We start from the raw sequence: 14,663 nt of genomic DNA, 5'->3' as shown, positions 1-14,663 counted from the left end.
CTCCGTTGCATCAGGTCGCGCTGCCCGCGATCTTCGGCGTCGGCGTCTCGACGTCGCCGCACTGCGCGCGATGGCGCAGCGCGTGGTCGATCAGCACCAGCGCGAGCATCGACTCGGCGATCGGCGTCGCGCGAATGCCGACGCACGGGTCGTGGCGGCCGAAGGTTTCGACGGTCGCTTCTTCACCGGACTTCGTGATCGAACGGCGCGGCGTGCGGATGCTCGAGGTCGGCTTGATCGCGATCGACACGGTGATGTCCTGCCCCGTCGAAATCCCGCCGAGCACGCCGCCTGCATGGTTGCCGACGAAACCGGCCGGCGTCAGTTCGTCGCCGTGCACCGAGCCGCGCTGCGCGACGCTGTCGAAGCCCGCGCCGATCTCGACGCCCTTCACCGCGTTGATGCTCATCATCGCCTTCGCGATGTCCGCGTCGAGCCGGTCGAATACCGGTTCACCCCAGCCGACCGGCACGCCCGACGCGACGACGTCGATGCGCGCACCGATCGAATCGCCGTCCTTGCGCAGCGCGTCCATGTAGGCTTCCAGCTCCGGAACGATCGACGCATTCGGCGAGAAGAACGGGTTCTCGCGGACGTGCGACCAGTCGACGAACGGCACGTCGATCTCGCCGAGACCGCTCATGTAGCCGCGCACTTCGACGCCGAAGCGCTCGCGCAGCCACTTCTTCGCGACCGCGCCCGCGCCGACGATCGGCGCGGTCAGGCGCGCGGACGAGCGGCCGCCGCCACGGTAGTCGCGGATGCCGTATTTCTGCCAGTAGGTGTAGTCGGCGTGGCCGGGGCGGAACGTCTCGACGATGTTGCCGTAATCCTTGCTGCGCTGGTCGGTGTTGCGGATCAGCAGCGCGATCGGCGTGCCGGTCGTCACGCCTTCGAACACGCCGGACAGGATCTCGACCTCGTCGGCTTCCTGGCGCTGCGTCACGTGCCGCGACGTGCCGGGCTTGCGGCGATCGAGCTCGACCTGGATGTCGGCTTCGGTCAGCCCCATTCCCGGCGGGCAGCCGTCGATCACGCAGCCGATCGCGGGACCGTGCGATTCGCCGAAGGTCGTGACAGTGAAAAGCGTGCCGAGGGTATTGCCGGACATGATGGAACCGCCCAAAGAGAAATGGACAAACCGATGCGCTGCCGGGGCCGCTGGCAGGCCGATCGTTTGCCGGTCGAGAAAAGAGGTAAACCGCTATTATGCCAGCCGTCCCGGACCCGCGGGCCGCGTGAACCGTCCAGACCATACTGGCCGGTCACGCAGACGGCCCGGCGCGAGAATCGTCGACCCGCGCCGTTGCCGGTCGAACCGGCCGGTTTGCAGCCGTGTGCTGCCCGATACGAAGCCGCCGGGCCGGCCCTGCCTACTTCCGCGCGCCGCGCAGCTCGGTCACCGCCGCCTGCAGCGCCTCGGGCGTCGCGACCGAGGCCGCGATCGGCTCGCCGACCGCGAGCGTCAGCCGGCTCATCACGCCGCGCTTGATGGGCCGCGGCATGCGCGCATCGGCATGACGGGAGAAATAGCTGCCCCACAGCCCGCGCAGCGCCATCGGAATCACGGGCGCCGGCGTACGGCCCAGGATCTCGGTGATGCCGTGGTGGAAAGTGTTGATGTCGCCCGTCTTGGTCAGCTTGCCCTCGGGGAAGATGCACACGAGTTCGCCGTCCTTCAGCGCGGCCTCGCATGCGTCGTACGCGCGCGCGAGCATGTCGGGATCCTCGTGGCGCGGCGCGATCGGAATCGCCTTCGCATGCCGGAACACCCAGCTCGCGAAGCGCGCCTTGAAGATCCGGTGATCCATCACGAACCGGATCGGACGCGGGCTCGCAGCCGCCAGCACGAGCGCATCGACGTAGCTCACGTGGTTGCATACGAGCACGGCCGCGCCCTCTTCCGGGATCCGCTCCGCATGGACGAGACGAATCCGGTAGAACGTGTGCACCAGCACCCACGCGACGAAACGCAGCAGGAACTCGGGGACGAGCAGGTAGATATACGTCGCGACCACGACGTTCAGCAGCGCGGTGACGAGGAACAGGCCGGGGATGTCGACCCCGGCCTTGGTCAGCCCCATCGCCATCAGGGCCGACAGGATCATGAACAGCGCGTTCAGGATGTTGTTCGCGGCGATGATCCGCGCACGGTGGGTCGGCGCGCTGCGGCTCTGGATCAGCGCATACAGCGGCACGCTGTAGAAGCCGCCGAACATCGCGAGCAGGAACAGGTCGGCCAGGATGCGCCAGTGGCGCGCGCCGGCGAGGAATTCCCCGACCGACAGCAGATGCCCGGGCGACGGCAGCGAGCGGCTCGCGAAATACAGCTCGATCGCGAACACGCTGATGCCGATCGAGCCGAGCGGCACGAGGCCGATTTCGACGCGCCGCTGCGACAGCCGCTCGCAGAGCAGCGAGCCGAGGCCGATTCCGACCGAGAACGTCGCGAGCAGGACCGTGACGACGTCGGGGCTCGCGGACAGCACGTCCTTCGCGAAATTGAAGAACGACGTGAGGAACGTCGCGCCGACGAACCACAGCCACGAGATGCCGAGCAGGCTCAGGAACACGGTGCGGTTCTGCCGCGCGAGCCCGAGGTTGCGCCACGTTTCGCTGAACGGGTTCCAGTTGATCACGAGATCGGGCTGCGGTGCGGGCGTCGACGGCACGCGCTGCGCGACGAGCCGCCCCGCGAGCGCGATGACGACGACGCTCACCGCCAGCACGCGCTCGCCGCTGCCTTCGATGCCCGCGGCCGCGCCGCCGATGATCGTGCCGATCAGGATCGCGATGAACGTGCCCATCTCGACGAGGCCGTTGCCGCCGACCAGTTCGTGGTCGCCGAGATGCTGCGGCAGGTACGAATACTTGACGGGGCCGAACAGCGTCGAGTGCATCCCCATCATGAACGTGCACAGATACAGCAGCGTCGCGCTGTGCGTGACGAAACCGGCCGCGCCGACCAGCATCAGCACGATCTCGAAGGACTTCACGAAGCGCGTGAGCGTCGCCTTGTCGTATTTGTCGGCGATCTGGCCGGAGGTGGCCGAGAACAGCACGAACGGCAGGATGAAGATCGCGGAGATCAGGAACGCGGCCGTCTTCGCGTCGACGCCGGAAAAGCGCGCGGTGTGATAGGTGACGAGCGACGTGAATCCGATCTTGAACACGTTGTCGTTCAGCGCGCCCAGGAACTGGGTCGTGAAGAACGGCGCGAAACGGCGCTGGCGCAACAGGTCGAACTGCGACGCGTGGGCGCGCCGTTCGCCGCGCGACGCGGAAGAGACTTGCGTGTGATCGCTCATGCGGAATACGCGCGCATCGTCTGGGCGAAGCTGCGCGGGCCTTGGGTTGTTGTCGAAAAAACGGCGGCGCAGGCTGAACCTGCGCCGCCGTACGCCGAATGGCAGCGCCCGCGCGTCATGGCACCGGGCGCGACGCGATTCACGGCTTCTGCGCTTCGGCTTCCGATTCCGGCCAGTCGCGAATGTACGCCTTCAGCATCCGGTTCTCGAAGCTCTGCGCCTCGACGACCGTCTTCGCGACGTCGTAGAACGAAATGACGCCCATCAGCACCTTCTTGTCGAGCACCGGCATGTAGCGCGCGTGGCGCTCGAGCATCATCCTGCGCACTTCGTTGACGTCGGTTTCCGGCGTGCACGTGAGCGGCTCGTCCATCACCTTGCGCACCTGCACGTCGCCGATCGCGCCGCCGTTCACGTGCAGGCGCAGGATGATCTCGCGGAACGTCAGCATCCCGACGAGATCGCCGTACTCCATCACGACGAGCGAACCGATATCGTGTTCGGCCATCGTATCGACCGCTTCGCGCAGCGGCTTATCGGGCGTCACCGTAAACAGCGTGTTGCCCTTCACTTTCAGAATATCGCTGACGCGCATCGTAGTCCCCTCATGCTTGAATGCAAAACCGCTTTCGATCCTATCGGAAAGCCTGTCAAAAGGAAAGCTCAGCCCCACGCGGCGCGGCCGTCGCCGCTTGCGGACACCGGCCGGCCGCCGCACAATGACTCCATGGACGGCGGCCCGAGGAGACGGCCATGGCACATACGCATACGGAGCAATTCGCCAGCTTCGCCGATTTCTACCCGTACTACCTGAACGAACACCAGAACCTGACGTCGCGCCGGCTGCACTTCATCGGCTCGCTCGGCGTGATCGGCTGCGTCGCGATGGCGATCGCGACGGGCCACTGGCCGTGGCTGCCGGCGGCGGTCGTGTGCGGCTACGGATTCGCGTGGGTCGGACACTTCTTCTTCGAGAAGAACCGCCCCGCCACGTTCCGGCACCCGATCTACAGCCTGATGGGCGACTGGGTGATGTTCAAGGACATCTGCACCGGCAAGATTCCGCTGTAACGCCCGCCCGGCACCGCGTCACGCCGTTTTCGGCGGCCGCGCGTGCGGGTCGGGCGCCCCGCCGGGCACCGGCCCGGGCACGGTCGCGGCCGGCGCACCCGCAAGCCGGTGCGCGGCGATCAGCGACGCAAGCGATACGTCGAACCGGTCGTTCGACAGCACCTCGAGCAATGCCGCGCCTTCGACGTGGCTGCTGCGTCGCTGCAGCTGGTAGGTCAGTTCGGTGCGGTCGATCACCAGCACGTCGAACAGCTGCGCCAGCGTCAGCTGCTCCGGATTCGCCAGCAGGATGTAGCACGGCGCGCGTTCGCCACTGTCCAGCCGCGCGATCCACTCCCGCTCCTCCATCGTCGACAGCAGCCGCTGCGCGGTTTCCATGTCGCAGCGCAACATGGCCGCAAGCCGCATCGCCGTATAGCCCGCCTTGCCGACCGCGCGCGCCTCGGCCAGCCGCGCGAGCAATTCGAGCGCGTCGAGCAGGTCGCTGCCCGCATAGTGGATGCGATGGAACTGGCCGACGCGGATCGCCGGCAGCGCGGACGCCACCATCGCGCCGAGCAGCGCGATGAACCAGCTCAGATACACCCACAACAGGAACACCGGCAGCGCCGCGAACGCGCCGTAGACGGCCGTATAGGTCGGAATGCGCCGCACGTAATAGCCGAAGCCGCGCTTCGCGAGTTCGAACGCGATGGCCGCGAACAGCCCGCCGATCACCGCGTCGCGCCATGCGACCGTGCAGTTCGGCAGATACACGTACAGCAGCGTGAACGCGAGCACGGTCAGCGGCAGCGACACGAACGCGAGCAGCCATTCGACGATCGACGTCGACGGCGCGGCGCCGGTGAACGCCAGCGACTGCGTAAACAGGTACGACGAGATCGACAGGCTCACGCCGAACAGCAAGGGCCCGAGCGTGATCAGCGCCCAGTACGCGAGCACGCGCTGCGCGAACGGCCGCGGCTTGCGCACCCGCCAGATCAGGTTGAACGCGGACTCGATCGTCATCATCGTCATCACGGACGTGACGACGAGCACGATCAGGCCGGCCGTCGTCAGCCCCTTGGCCTTCGACGCGAACTGGTTCAGGTACTTGAAGATCTGGACGTTGAACTGCGCGGGCATCAGGTGATCCGCGAGGAACCCCTGCAGCGAGATCTGGAACGACGCGAACATCGGGAACGCGGTAAACAGCGCAAACGCGACCGTCACGAGCGGCACGAGTGCCAGCATCGTCGTGAACGTGAGGCTGCCCGCCACTTGCGGGATGCGATCCTCGGCGCTGCGCCGGGCCGCGAACTGCGCGAGGCGCTTGAGGGTGTCGAGATCGACGCTCAACTTCGGCAAACGGCTTCTCCTTCTCTGCTGACGCCGCGCGCCCGATGGCGCGCCGCCGCCGCGCTGCGCGACGACTTCAGCCCCTATAATAGCCGCTCGATCCAGCAGGGGCCGACTGCACCGGGCATCCGCGCGGCCGCATGCGGCCCCGTCGCCCATGAAAGACATCCTCGTCCTCTATTACAGCCGCCACGGCGCCACGCGTGATCTCGCGCTCGCAATCGCGAACGGCATCGACAGCGTGCCCGGCATGCAGGCCCGCATCCGTACCGTGCCGCCCGTCTCGACGGTCTGTGAAGCCACCGCCTCCGATATCCCCGACGACGGCCCGCCGTATGCGGAGTTGCGCGATCTCGAGGAGTGCGCGGGCCTCGCGCTCGGCTCGCCGACCCGCTTCGGCAACATGGCCGCCTCGCTCAAGTATTTCCTCGACGGCACGACGCCGCAATGGCTGTCGGGCGCGCTGACCGGCAAGCCGGCCTGCGTGTTCACGTCCACCGGCAGCCTGCACGGCGGCCAGGAGTCGACGCTGCTGTCGATGATGCTGCCGCTGCTGCATCACGGGATGATGATCGTCGGCATCCCGTACACGGAATCCGCGCTCAGCACGACGCGCACCGGCGGCACGCCGTACGGCGCGTCGCACGTGTCGCAGCACGATCGCAGCGGGCCCGCGGGGCTATCGGCGGACGAAAAGGCGCTCGCGGCCGCGCTCGGCGTGCGGCTCGCGCGTGCGGCAGCGGCCCTCGCCGACGCCCGGGCCGCCGAGGCCGCATGAACGCGCCTGCCCGCCCCGCCCGTCCCCCCGTCGCCGCCCGGCCGCGCTACGCGCTGGCCGCGGCCGCGTGCCTCGTCGCGCTGATCGCGCTGTCGCTCGCGTGGGAACTGTGGCTCGCGCCGCTGCGCCCGGGAGGCTCGGCGCTGATGCTCAAGGCCGTGCCGCTCGCGCTCGCGCTGCCCGGCGTCTGGCGGCGTAACATCTATACGATGCAGTGGGCGAGCATGCTGATCCTCGTCTATTTCGCCGAAGGCATCGTGCGCGGCATGTCCGACCGCGGATTGTCCGCGACGCTCGGCTGGTGCGAGACCGCGCTCGCCGTCGGCTTCTTCGTGGCCGCGCTGGCCTACGTCGCGCCGTTCAAGCGCGCGGCGAAGCAGCAGCGCGCCGCGTCCTGACCCTTACGCGACCGAACGTATGAATTCTTCCGAAGCCTTCGTATCCGCCTGCCGAGACGCGATCGGCGCCACCTACGTGCTGACCGAGCCGCACGACACCGAACCGTTCCTGACCGACTGGCGCCGCCGTTACAAGGGCAGTGCGTGCGCGGTGCTGAAACCGGCCGATACGGCGGAAGTCGCCGCGCTCGTCCGGCTCGCCAACGCGCACGGCGTCGCGCTCGTGCCGCAGGGCGGCAACACGGGGCTCGCCGGCGGCGCGACGCCCGACGCGAGCGGCAGCCAGGCCGTGCTGAGCCTCGCGCGCCTGAACCGCGTGCGGGCCCTCGATCCGCACAACAACACGATCACGGTCGACGCCGGCGTGATCCTCGCCGACGTGCAGGCGCGCGCCCGCGAAGGCGGCCGGCTGTTCGCGCTGAGCCTCGCCGCCGAAGGCAGCTGCACGATCGGCGGCAACCTGTCGACCAACGCCGGCGGCACCGCGGTGCTGCGCTACGGCAACGCACGCGAGCTGTGCCTCGGGCTCGAGGTCGTGACGCCGCAGGGCGAGATCTGGGACGGCCTGCGCGGGCTGCGCAAGGACAACACCGGCTACGACTTGCGCGACCTGTTCATCGGCGCCGAAGGCACGCTCGGGATCATCACGGCCGCCGTGCTGAAGCTGCATCCGCTGCCGGCCGCGCAGGTCACGGCGCTGGCCGCGCTCGAGTCGCCGCACGCGGCGCTCGACTTCCTCGCGCTCGCGCAACGCGCGGCCGGCCCGCTGCTGACCGGCTTCGAGCTGATGTCCGACTTCTGCATGCAGCTGGTCGGCAAGCACTATCCGCAACTGCGCTATCCGTTCGACCGCACGCATGCGCAGACGGTGCTGCTCGAACTGTCGGACAACGAAAGCGAAACGCATGCGCGCGCGCTGTTCGAAAAACTGATGGAAGAGGCGTTCGAGGCCGGGCTCGTGGTCGACGCGGTCGTCGCGGAAAATCTCGCGCAATCGCGCGCGTTCTGGGACCTGCGCGAACACATCCCGCTCGCGCAGGCCGACGAAGGTCTCAACATCAAGCACGACATCGCGGTGCCGATCTCGTCGATCGCGCGCTTCATCGACGAAACCGACGCGGCGATCCAGCAGGCCGCGCCGGGCGCGCGGATGGTCACGTTCGGCCATCTCGGCGACGGCAACCTGCACTACAACGTGCAGACGCCCGAAGGCGGCGACCCGAAGGCATTCCTCGCGGCATTCCAGAAGCCGATCAACCGCATCGTCTACGACAACGTGCACCGTCACCACGGCACGATCAGCGCGGAGCACGGGATCGGCCAGCTGAAGATCGACGACGCGCAGCGCTACAAGTCGCCGGTCGAAACGGCGCTCATGCGCACGCTGAAGACCGCGCTCGACCCGCGCGGGCTGATGAATCCCGGCAAGGTCCTGCACTGAAGCCCCCGTCCCGGAGCGATGCCCATGAGAGTCCGCGTCCTGTCCGACCTGCATCTCGAATGCAACCAGCCCGACACGATCGCGCATGCCGACGCGGATCTCGTCGTGCTGGCCGGTGATATCCACAATCACGCGGAAGGCCTGCGCTGGGCCGCCGAGACGTTCGATCCCGACGTGCCGGTGATCTACGTGCCGGGTAATCACGAGTACTACGACGGGGAATTCGGCGCGCTCGAAACCGCGATGCGCGACGCCGCGCATACGCTCGATCACGTGCATTACCTGAACAACGGCGTGTACGTCGATCCGGCGCAGCGCTTTCGCGTGCTCGGCACGACGCTGTGGGCCGATTTCTCGCTGTTCGGCGCCGACCAGGCGAGCGTCGCGCGCGCGATCGACGCGGCCATGCGCGTGATGCTCGATTTCAAGGGATTGATCCAGGTGACGTGGCCGCACGATGCGTCCTTGCATGCGGCGGCAGCCCCGGAGCGGGATTTCACGCCGGCCGACGCGATCGCGCTGCACCGGCAAGGCCGCGCGTGGCTGGAAGCACGGCTCGCGACACCGTTCGCGGGCCGCACGATCGTCGTCACGCATCATGCGCCGCACCTGCGCTCGCTGGCGGAGCGTTATGCGGAAGACCTGGCGTCGGCGGGATTCGTCACGGACATGGCGGAACTCGTGCGGCCGCCCGTGGACCTGTGGATCCACGGCCACACGCATACTTCATTCGATTACGTGACCGACAGCGGCACGCGCGTGGTGTGCAACCCGCGCGGCTATATCCGCCGGCGCACCGGCGAACTGGAGAATCCCGCGTTTGCGTGGGACAAGGTGGTCGAGCTCGGCTGAGCGCCAAGCCATCGGGCCGCGCGATGCGGCCCTCCCCGAGCTGAAAGGCCGCCCGATCAGCGATCGGCGCGGCGCGAGCCGTTCGACGACGGGCGCACCCGCACCGGCACCGGCTTCATCCGTGCCTTCATCGCGCGCAGCAGATCGCGCGTCGCCGCGGCGGCAGCAGCCGCACCAAGCAAAACTCCAAGGCCGATCATCAATTGCGTATCCATTGCGACTCCGGGTGTGGGCAGTTCCAAATCTCGATGATTGAAACAGTATCAAACTGTCCGCGGTCCGTTGGTAAAAAAATGTTGCGTGAAGGACAAATCTCGTCAGATTGCACTCGACCGCGCGCTCATGTCGCAGCCGTGAACTGCGCGAGCGCGGCTTCGTCGGCTTCCAGCGTGACCGGCAGCTCGTCGCGCAGGAAATCGACCCAGGTGCGGATTTTCGCGTCGAGGTACTGGCGCGACGGATACAGCGCGTAGATGTTCATCACGTGCGACCGGTATTCGGGCATCACGCGCACGATGTGTCCGCTGCGCAGCCCGCCGATCGCCGAATAGAGCGGCAACCCGCCGATTCCCATCCCTTCCCGCACGGCCACCGCGAGCGCCTCGGCGACGTTCACGCGGAACGGCGGCGCCGTGACCGGAACCACTTCGTCGCCGCGCGGCCCCGACAGCGACCACTCGTCGAAATGAAAACCGGGCGCGACCATCCCGAGACAGACGTGCTGCTCGAGATCGGCCGGGGTCTGCGGCACGCCGTGCGCGTCGATATAGCCCGGCGACGCGCACACGACGCTGTAGCTCTCGCCAAGCCGCTGCGACACGAGCCCCGAATCCGGCAGGTCGCGGCCGACCACGATCGCGACGTCGTACCCCTCGTCGAGCAGGTCGGGCATGCGCTGCGCGAGCGTCAGCTCGACGTGCACGTCCGGATAGCGCTGCCGATAGCGCGCGATGGCCGGCACCAGATAGTGCTGCCCGAGGCTCGTGAAGCAATGCACCTTCAGCTTGCCCGACGGCCGCGCGTGCGCATCGCCCGCTTCGGCTTCGGCCTGGTCGACGTACGCGAGGATCTGCTCGCAGCGCTGCAGGTAGCGCTCGCCCGCTTCGGTCAGCGCGATCCGGCGTGTCGTCCGGTTCAGGAGGCGCGTGCGCAGGTGCGCCTCGAGATCCGACACGGCGCGCGACGCATAGGCGGTGGTCGAATTCATCTGCTGGGCGGCCGCGGTAAAGCTGCCCGCGTCGACCACGCGGACGAAGACCCGCATGTTTTGTAACGTATCCATCCCATTACCCGTATGAATCCGGAGGGATTGTTGCACAGGGGCCAACAAATATTATCTCAGGATTCGTAAAAATGACTTGCACCGTTGTCCATTTATTCAGGAATCACTGAAAAATATAATCGCATCCGACTCATCTATATCCGAAAGGGAGAAAATCGTGCGGTCTCCGGCAACAAAAGGGACGCTGGCACTGGCGGTTCTTGCAGTCTCATTAATAATGGCCGGATGCGCGAGCATGGGCGACAACAAGCCGCAGTCCGCCCGCATCGAAGCGAACACGCTCGACGCCGGTGCCGCGATCCGCGCGGCGGACCACGATGCGGGCTGGCCCGCGTCCGACTGGTGGCGCGCGTACCGCGATCCGCAGCTCGATGCGTGGATTGCCGCCGCGCAGGCCGGCAACCCGAGCCTGGCGGCCGCCGAGGCGCGCGTGCGCGAAGCGCAGGCGATGGCGCGCGTGGCGCGCTCGGCGGAACTGCCGCAGATCAACGGCAATCTGTCGCTGATGCGCCAGCACTGGCCGGACAACGTCTACTACGGCCCGGGGCCGCTCGCCGACACCGACACCTGGAACAACACCGGCACGCTCGGCCTGTCGTACCACCTCGACCTGTGGGGCAAGGACAAGAACGCGACCGAGCGCGCGCTCGACACCGCGCATGCGACCGCGGCCGACGCACGGGCGGCGAAGCTCGAGCTCGAGGTCAACGTCGTGCGCGCGTATGTCGGCATGTCGATGAACTACGCGCTGCTCGACCTTGCGCACGAAACGTTCGAACGCCAGCGCTCGCTGGCCGATCTCGCGCGCAAGCGCCTGCAGGCCGGCCTCGGCACGCAGCTCGAAGTCAGCCAGGCCGAATCGACGCTGCCCGACTACGAGCGCCAGATCGACAGCTACGAAGAAGCGATCCAGCTCGCGCGCCACCAGCTCGCCGCGCTCGCGGGCAAGGGCCCGGGCGCCGGCGACGCGATCAAGCGGCCGAGCCTGTCGCTCGATGCGCCGGCCGGCCTGCCGTCCGCGCTGCCGGCCGACCTGCTCGGGCGCCGCCCGGACGTCGTCGCGGCCCGCTGGACGGTCGACGCGCAGGCTCGCGGCATCGATGTCGCGAAAGCCGCGTTCTACCCGAACATCGACCTGCTCGCGACGGTCGGCGGCTTCGGCGTGACCGCGCCGTTCACCGACTTCCTGCGCGCGATGAACGGCGGCTGGACGGCCGGCCCAGCGCTGTCGCTGCCGATCTTCGAAGGCGGCCGGCTGCGCGCGCAACTCGGCGCGGCCGATGCCGGCTACGACCAGGCGGTCGAACGCTACAACCAGACGGTCGTCGGCGCGCTCAAGGACATCGCCGACCAGGTCGTGCGGATCCGCTCGCTCGACACGCAGAAGAAGGACGCCGCGCGCTCGGTGGCCGCCAACGACCGCAGTTACCAGCTGTCGCGCGAAGGCTTCCGCCGCGGGCTGACCGATTACGTGAACGTGCTCGTCGCGCAGCAGCAGTTGCTGCGCGCGCAGGAGACGGCCGCCCGCATCGACGCGGAACGCCTCGCCGCGCACGCACAGTTGATGGCCGCGCTCGGCGGCGGCGTCGAGACGGAGGCGCAGACGCAGACAGATGCGGACGTTCGGGGCGGTCATCCGGCCCGCGACGCGTCCGCCGCGGGGGCCGCCGCGCCGGCCGCCGCATCGGGTGCGAAACCCGCCGCGGCCGCCGCGCGCCCCGCGCAGGTCGCGACGGCCGGTTCGGCCGGTGCGGCCGCCACGCCGGCCGCACGGTAACGCGGAGCGACCGTCATGTCAGCCTCCTCCCCCGCTTCCACGCACGCCGGCGGCGCGCTCGCGGCCTGGTACGCCGCCTTCGGCGACTGGGCCCGCAGCGACGGCGCCGCGTGGCTCTACCTGTTCAAGGCGCTGCTCGCCGCGTTCATCGCGACCGGCGTGTCGATGCGGCTCGACCTGCCGGCCCCGAAGACGGCGATGACCACGGTGTTCATCGTGATGCAGCCGCAAAGCGGCGCGGTGCTCGCGAAGAGTTTCTACCGGGTCGCCGGCACGATCTTCGGGCTGATCGCGACGCTCACGTTCGTCGGGCTGTTCCCGCAGCAGCCGCAGCTGTTCCTCTTGGCCGTCGCGCTGTGGGTCGCGCTGTGCACGGCCGGTGCCGCGCGCAACCGCAATTTCCGCAGCTACGGCTTCCTGCTCGCCGGTTACACGACCGCGCTGATCGGGCTGCCGGCGTCGCAACACCCCGACGGCGCGTTCATGAGCGCGATGACGCGGGTCGCAGAGATCATGGTCGGGATCGTGTCGGCAGGCGTCGTCAGCGCGCTGGTGTTTCCGCAGTACACCGGCGAGCAGATGCGCACGACGGTGCGCAAGCGCTTCAGCAGCTTCGTCGACTACGTCGCGGCGGCACTGTCGGGCCAGCTCGACCGCGCGCACATCGAGACCATCCATACGCGCTTCGTCGCGGACGTGGTCGGCTTCGAAGCGGCGCGCAGCATGGCCGTGTTCGAGGATCCGGACACGCGGATGCGCAGCGGCCGTCTCGCGCGCCTGAACAGCGAGTTCATGAGCGTATCGAGCCGCTTCCACGCGCTGCACCAGCTGATGAACCGGCTGCGCGCGGCCGGCGCGCAGGCCGCGATCGATGCGATCGAGCCGTACTTCCGCGAAATCGCGCCGCTTCTGACGCGCAACGGCGAGCCGGTGCGCTCGTCGGCCGACGCCGCGCTCGCCGCCGAACAGCTGCTCGCGTGGCGCGACGCGCTGCCGCGCCGCATCCGCGCGACGCGCGCCGCGCTCGAGACGCAGCCGGATTTCCCGCTGCTCGACTTCGACACGGCCACCGAGCTGCTGTACCGCTTCATCACGGACCTGCACGAATACGCGGCGACCTACGCGTCGCTGTCGACCGCGACGCACGAGCGCGAGCGCTGGATCGAGCGCTACGAGCCGCGCACCAACCTGACGGCGATGGTGATCGCCGCGATTCGCACCGCGACCGTGATCCTCGTGCTCGGCGCGTTCTGGATCGCGACCGCGTGGCCGAGCGGCGTGACGCTGACGCTGACGGCGGCGGCCACCTGCGCGCTCGCGTCGTCGACGCCGCGCCCGACCGCGATGTCCGCACAGATGGGCATGGGTACCGCACTGGCCGTCTGCACGGGCTTCCTGCTGACGTTCGGCATCTACCCGCACATCGACGGCTTCCCGCTGCTGTGCGTGGCCCTCGCGCCGCTGCTCGCGATCGGCATCTTCATGACGCTGAAGCCGAAGCTCGCCGGCTACGGGATGGGCTACCTGATCTTCTTCAGCTTCCTCGCCGGCCCCGACAACATCACGCACTACGACCCGACGAGCTTCATGAACGACGCGCTCGCGCTGGTGCTGTCGATGCTGGTCTCGGCGATCGCGTTCGCGGTGCTGTTCCCGCCGACCGCGCCGTGGCACAAGAAGCGGCTGTTCGCCGACCTGCGCCACCAGGTGGTCGCGGCGTGCCACGCACGGCTCGCCGGCTTGCGCACGCGCTTCGAGAGCGGCGCGCGCGACCTGATGTACCAGGCGCACACGCTGTCGGCCGACCAGCCCGACGTGCAGCGCGACGCGCTGCGCTGGATGTTCGCGGTGCTGGAAACGGGCAATGCCGCGCTGGACCTGCGCGCGGAGCTGGCGACGCTGCCGTCCGACCCGCGCTATGCGCCGACGACACCGTGGCGCCGCGCGATCGAGACGCTGCGCGCCGCACTGTCCGCACTGTTCCGCAAGCCGGACGCGGCGCGCTTCGACGCGGCGCTCGCCGCGGTCAACGCCGCGATCGACGCGACCCGGCAAACGCTCGATGCGTTCACGCCGTCGCGCGAGGAGCGCCACCGGCTGCAACGCATCCTGAGCCATCTGCATTTCGTACGCACGGCGCTGCTCGATCCGGAATCGCCGCTCGAGCCGCTCAACCGCAACCGCCCCGTGCGTCCCCAACAAGGAGCCTCGTCATGATGCCGCGTGAAATCGCCATTCTCGATGCCTACATGCCCACGGTGGTCCTGATGTTCGTCCTGGGCGCGCTCGCGACCTGGGCCGTCGACCGCCTGCTCGCCTACACGGGCCTCTACCGTCTCGTCTGGCACCCGTCGCTGTTTCGCGCGTGCCTTCTCGTCTGCATTTGCGGCGGACTGAGTCTTGCCGTTTACCGTTGAT

14 protein-coding genes are annotated in these 14,663 nt (G+C 68.4%); 8 read left to right on the top strand and 6 right to left on the bottom strand.

What is annotated here, in order from left to right:
- Positions 1-10: 10 nt before the first annotated feature.
- The 3 genes from aroC to U4Z31_RS11425 all read right to left on the bottom strand — a co-directional run bounded on the left by aroC (position 11) and on the right by U4Z31_RS11425 (position 3,903).
- Positions 11-1,111: a chorismate synthase gene (gene aroC / locus U4Z31_RS11435; RefSeq protein ID WP_321810388.1), complete on the bottom strand. Its 1,101-nt coding sequence runs from the start codon at positions 1,109-1,111 to the stop codon at positions 11-13.
- 262 nt (positions 1,112-1,373) lie between these two features.
- Positions 1,374-3,308, bottom strand: coding sequence for an MFS transporter (locus tag U4Z31_RS11430; protein ID WP_044846065.1), 1,935 nt, complete (start codon positions 3,306-3,308; stop codon positions 1,374-1,376).
- 139 nt (positions 3,309-3,447) lie between these two features.
- Positions 3,448-3,903, bottom strand: coding sequence for a CBS domain-containing protein (locus U4Z31_RS11425; protein ID WP_044846066.1), 456 nt, complete (start codon positions 3,901-3,903; stop codon positions 3,448-3,450).
- A gap of 158 nt (positions 3,904-4,061) precedes the next feature.
- On the opposite strand from U4Z31_RS11425, the gene U4Z31_RS11420 reads away from it, so the two are divergent.
- On the top strand, positions 4,062-4,379 hold the full coding sequence (locus U4Z31_RS11420; RefSeq protein WP_044846067.1) for an Mpo1-like protein: 318 nt from the start codon (positions 4,062-4,064) through the stop codon (positions 4,377-4,379).
- Positions 4,380-4,397: 18 nt separating this feature from the next.
- Here U4Z31_RS11420 and U4Z31_RS11415 read toward each other — a convergent pair whose 3' ends face one another.
- On the bottom strand, positions 4,398-5,726 hold the full coding sequence (locus tag U4Z31_RS11415; protein WP_321810387.1) for a YihY family inner membrane protein: 1,329 nt from the start codon (positions 5,724-5,726) through the stop codon (positions 4,398-4,400).
- A 148-nt stretch (positions 5,727-5,874) separates the two neighbouring features.
- Here U4Z31_RS11415 and wrbA point away from each other — a divergent pair, with 148 nt between their 5' ends.
- The 4 genes from wrbA to U4Z31_RS11395 are packed head-to-tail and all read left to right on the top strand — an operon-like array spanning position 5,875 to position 9,186.
- On the top strand, positions 5,875-6,495 hold the full coding sequence (gene wrbA, locus U4Z31_RS11410; RefSeq protein WP_044846069.1) for an NAD(P)H:quinone oxidoreductase: 621 nt from the start codon (positions 5,875-5,877) through the stop codon (positions 6,493-6,495).
- Entirely contained in the window at positions 6,492-6,893 is a 402-nt protein-coding gene (locus U4Z31_RS11405; RefSeq protein WP_044846070.1) for a DUF2069 domain-containing protein, read from the top strand. Before wrbA ends, U4Z31_RS11405 begins: the two co-directional genes overlap by 4 nt.
- Positions 6,894-6,912: 19 nt before the next feature.
- Positions 6,913-8,334: an FAD-binding oxidoreductase gene (locus tag U4Z31_RS11400; protein ID WP_044846071.1), complete on the top strand. Its 1,422-nt coding sequence runs from the start codon at positions 6,913-6,915 to the stop codon at positions 8,332-8,334.
- 24 nt (positions 8,335-8,358) lie between these two features.
- A complete protein-coding gene (locus U4Z31_RS11395; protein ID WP_321810386.1) occupies positions 8,359-9,186 on the top strand; it encodes a metallophosphoesterase in 828 nt (275 codons plus the stop codon).
- A gap of 56 nt (positions 9,187-9,242) precedes the next feature.
- Here the strand turns inward: U4Z31_RS11395 and U4Z31_RS11390 are convergent, their stop codons facing one another.
- Both U4Z31_RS11390 and U4Z31_RS11385 read right to left on the bottom strand, forming a co-directional pair.
- Complete coding sequence (locus U4Z31_RS11390) at positions 9,243-9,401, bottom strand: hypothetical protein (RefSeq protein ID WP_170296438.1); 159 nt, start codon at positions 9,399-9,401, stop codon at positions 9,243-9,245.
- A 125-nt stretch (positions 9,402-9,526) separates the two neighbouring features.
- The gene (locus U4Z31_RS11385; RefSeq protein WP_321810385.1) at positions 9,527-10,468 is read right to left on the bottom strand and encodes a LysR family transcriptional regulator; all 942 of its coding nucleotides are present in this window, start codon (positions 10,466-10,468) and stop codon (positions 9,527-9,529) included.
- A 157-nt stretch (positions 10,469-10,625) separates the two neighbouring features.
- On the opposite strand from U4Z31_RS11385, the gene U4Z31_RS11380 reads away from it, so the two are divergent.
- From U4Z31_RS11380 to U4Z31_RS11370, 3 genes are read left to right on the top strand one after another with little or no spacing between them, the layout of a single operon-like run.
- Positions 10,626-12,245: an efflux transporter outer membrane subunit gene (locus U4Z31_RS11380; protein ID WP_321810384.1), complete on the top strand. Its 1,620-nt coding sequence runs from the start codon at positions 10,626-10,628 to the stop codon at positions 12,243-12,245.
- A 15-nt stretch (positions 12,246-12,260) separates the two neighbouring features.
- Positions 12,261-14,462, top strand: coding sequence for an FUSC family protein (locus tag U4Z31_RS11375; RefSeq protein ID WP_124523052.1), 2,202 nt, complete (start codon positions 12,261-12,263; stop codon positions 14,460-14,462).
- Positions 14,459-14,662 carry a DUF1656 domain-containing protein gene (locus U4Z31_RS11370; protein WP_011351756.1) on the top strand — a complete coding sequence of 68 codons (204 nt, stop codon included), beginning with the start codon at positions 14,459-14,461 and terminating at the stop codon, positions 14,660-14,662. The genes U4Z31_RS11375 and U4Z31_RS11370 overlap by 4 nt, the downstream gene beginning before the upstream one ends.
- Position 14,663 lies beyond the last annotated feature (1 nt).

Origin of the sequence: Burkholderia sp. BCC1985 (assembly GCF_905339915.1) — a bacterium.
Classification (GTDB): Bacteria; Pseudomonadota; Gammaproteobacteria; order Burkholderiales; family Burkholderiaceae; genus Burkholderia.
This window is presented reverse-complemented; position numbering and strand designations above follow the sequence as displayed.

Bases quoted from the DNA above. Each gene is read 5' to 3' on its own strand.
- U4Z31_RS11430 (WP_044846065.1), bottom strand. From the start codon at position 3,308: ATGAGCGATCACACGCAAGTCTCTTCCGCGTCGCGCGGCGAACGGCGC.
- U4Z31_RS11405 (WP_044846070.1), top strand. From the start codon at position 6,492: ATGAACGCGCCTGCCCGCCCCGCCCGTCCCCCCGTCGCCGCCCGGCCG.
- U4Z31_RS11400 (WP_044846071.1), top strand. From the start codon at position 6,913: ATGAATTCTTCCGAAGCCTTCGTATCCGCCTGCCGAGACGCGATCGGC.
- U4Z31_RS11420 (WP_044846067.1), top strand. From the start codon at position 4,062: ATGGCACATACGCATACGGAGCAATTCGCCAGCTTCGCCGATTTCTAC.
- aroC (WP_321810388.1), bottom strand. From the start codon at position 1,111: ATGTCCGGCAATACCCTCGGCACGCTTTTCACTGTCACGACCTTCGGC.
- wrbA (WP_044846069.1), top strand. From the start codon at position 5,875: ATGAAAGACATCCTCGTCCTCTATTACAGCCGCCACGGCGCCACGCGT.
- U4Z31_RS11390 (WP_170296438.1), bottom strand. From the start codon at position 9,401: ATGGATACGCAATTGATGATCGGCCTTGGAGTTTTGCTTGGTGCGGCT.
- U4Z31_RS11370 (WP_011351756.1), top strand. From the start codon at position 14,459: ATGATGCCGCGTGAAATCGCCATTCTCGATGCCTACATGCCCACGGTG.
- U4Z31_RS11425 (WP_044846066.1), bottom strand. From the start codon at position 3,903: ATGCGCGTCAGCGATATTCTGAAAGTGAAGGGCAACACGCTGTTTACG.
- U4Z31_RS11385 (WP_321810385.1), bottom strand. From the start codon at position 10,468: ATGGATACGTTACAAAACATGCGGGTCTTCGTCCGCGTGGTCGACGCG.
- U4Z31_RS11395 (WP_321810386.1), top strand. From the start codon at position 8,359: ATGAGAGTCCGCGTCCTGTCCGACCTGCATCTCGAATGCAACCAGCCC.
- U4Z31_RS11375 (WP_124523052.1), top strand. From the start codon at position 12,261: ATGTCAGCCTCCTCCCCCGCTTCCACGCACGCCGGCGGCGCGCTCGCG.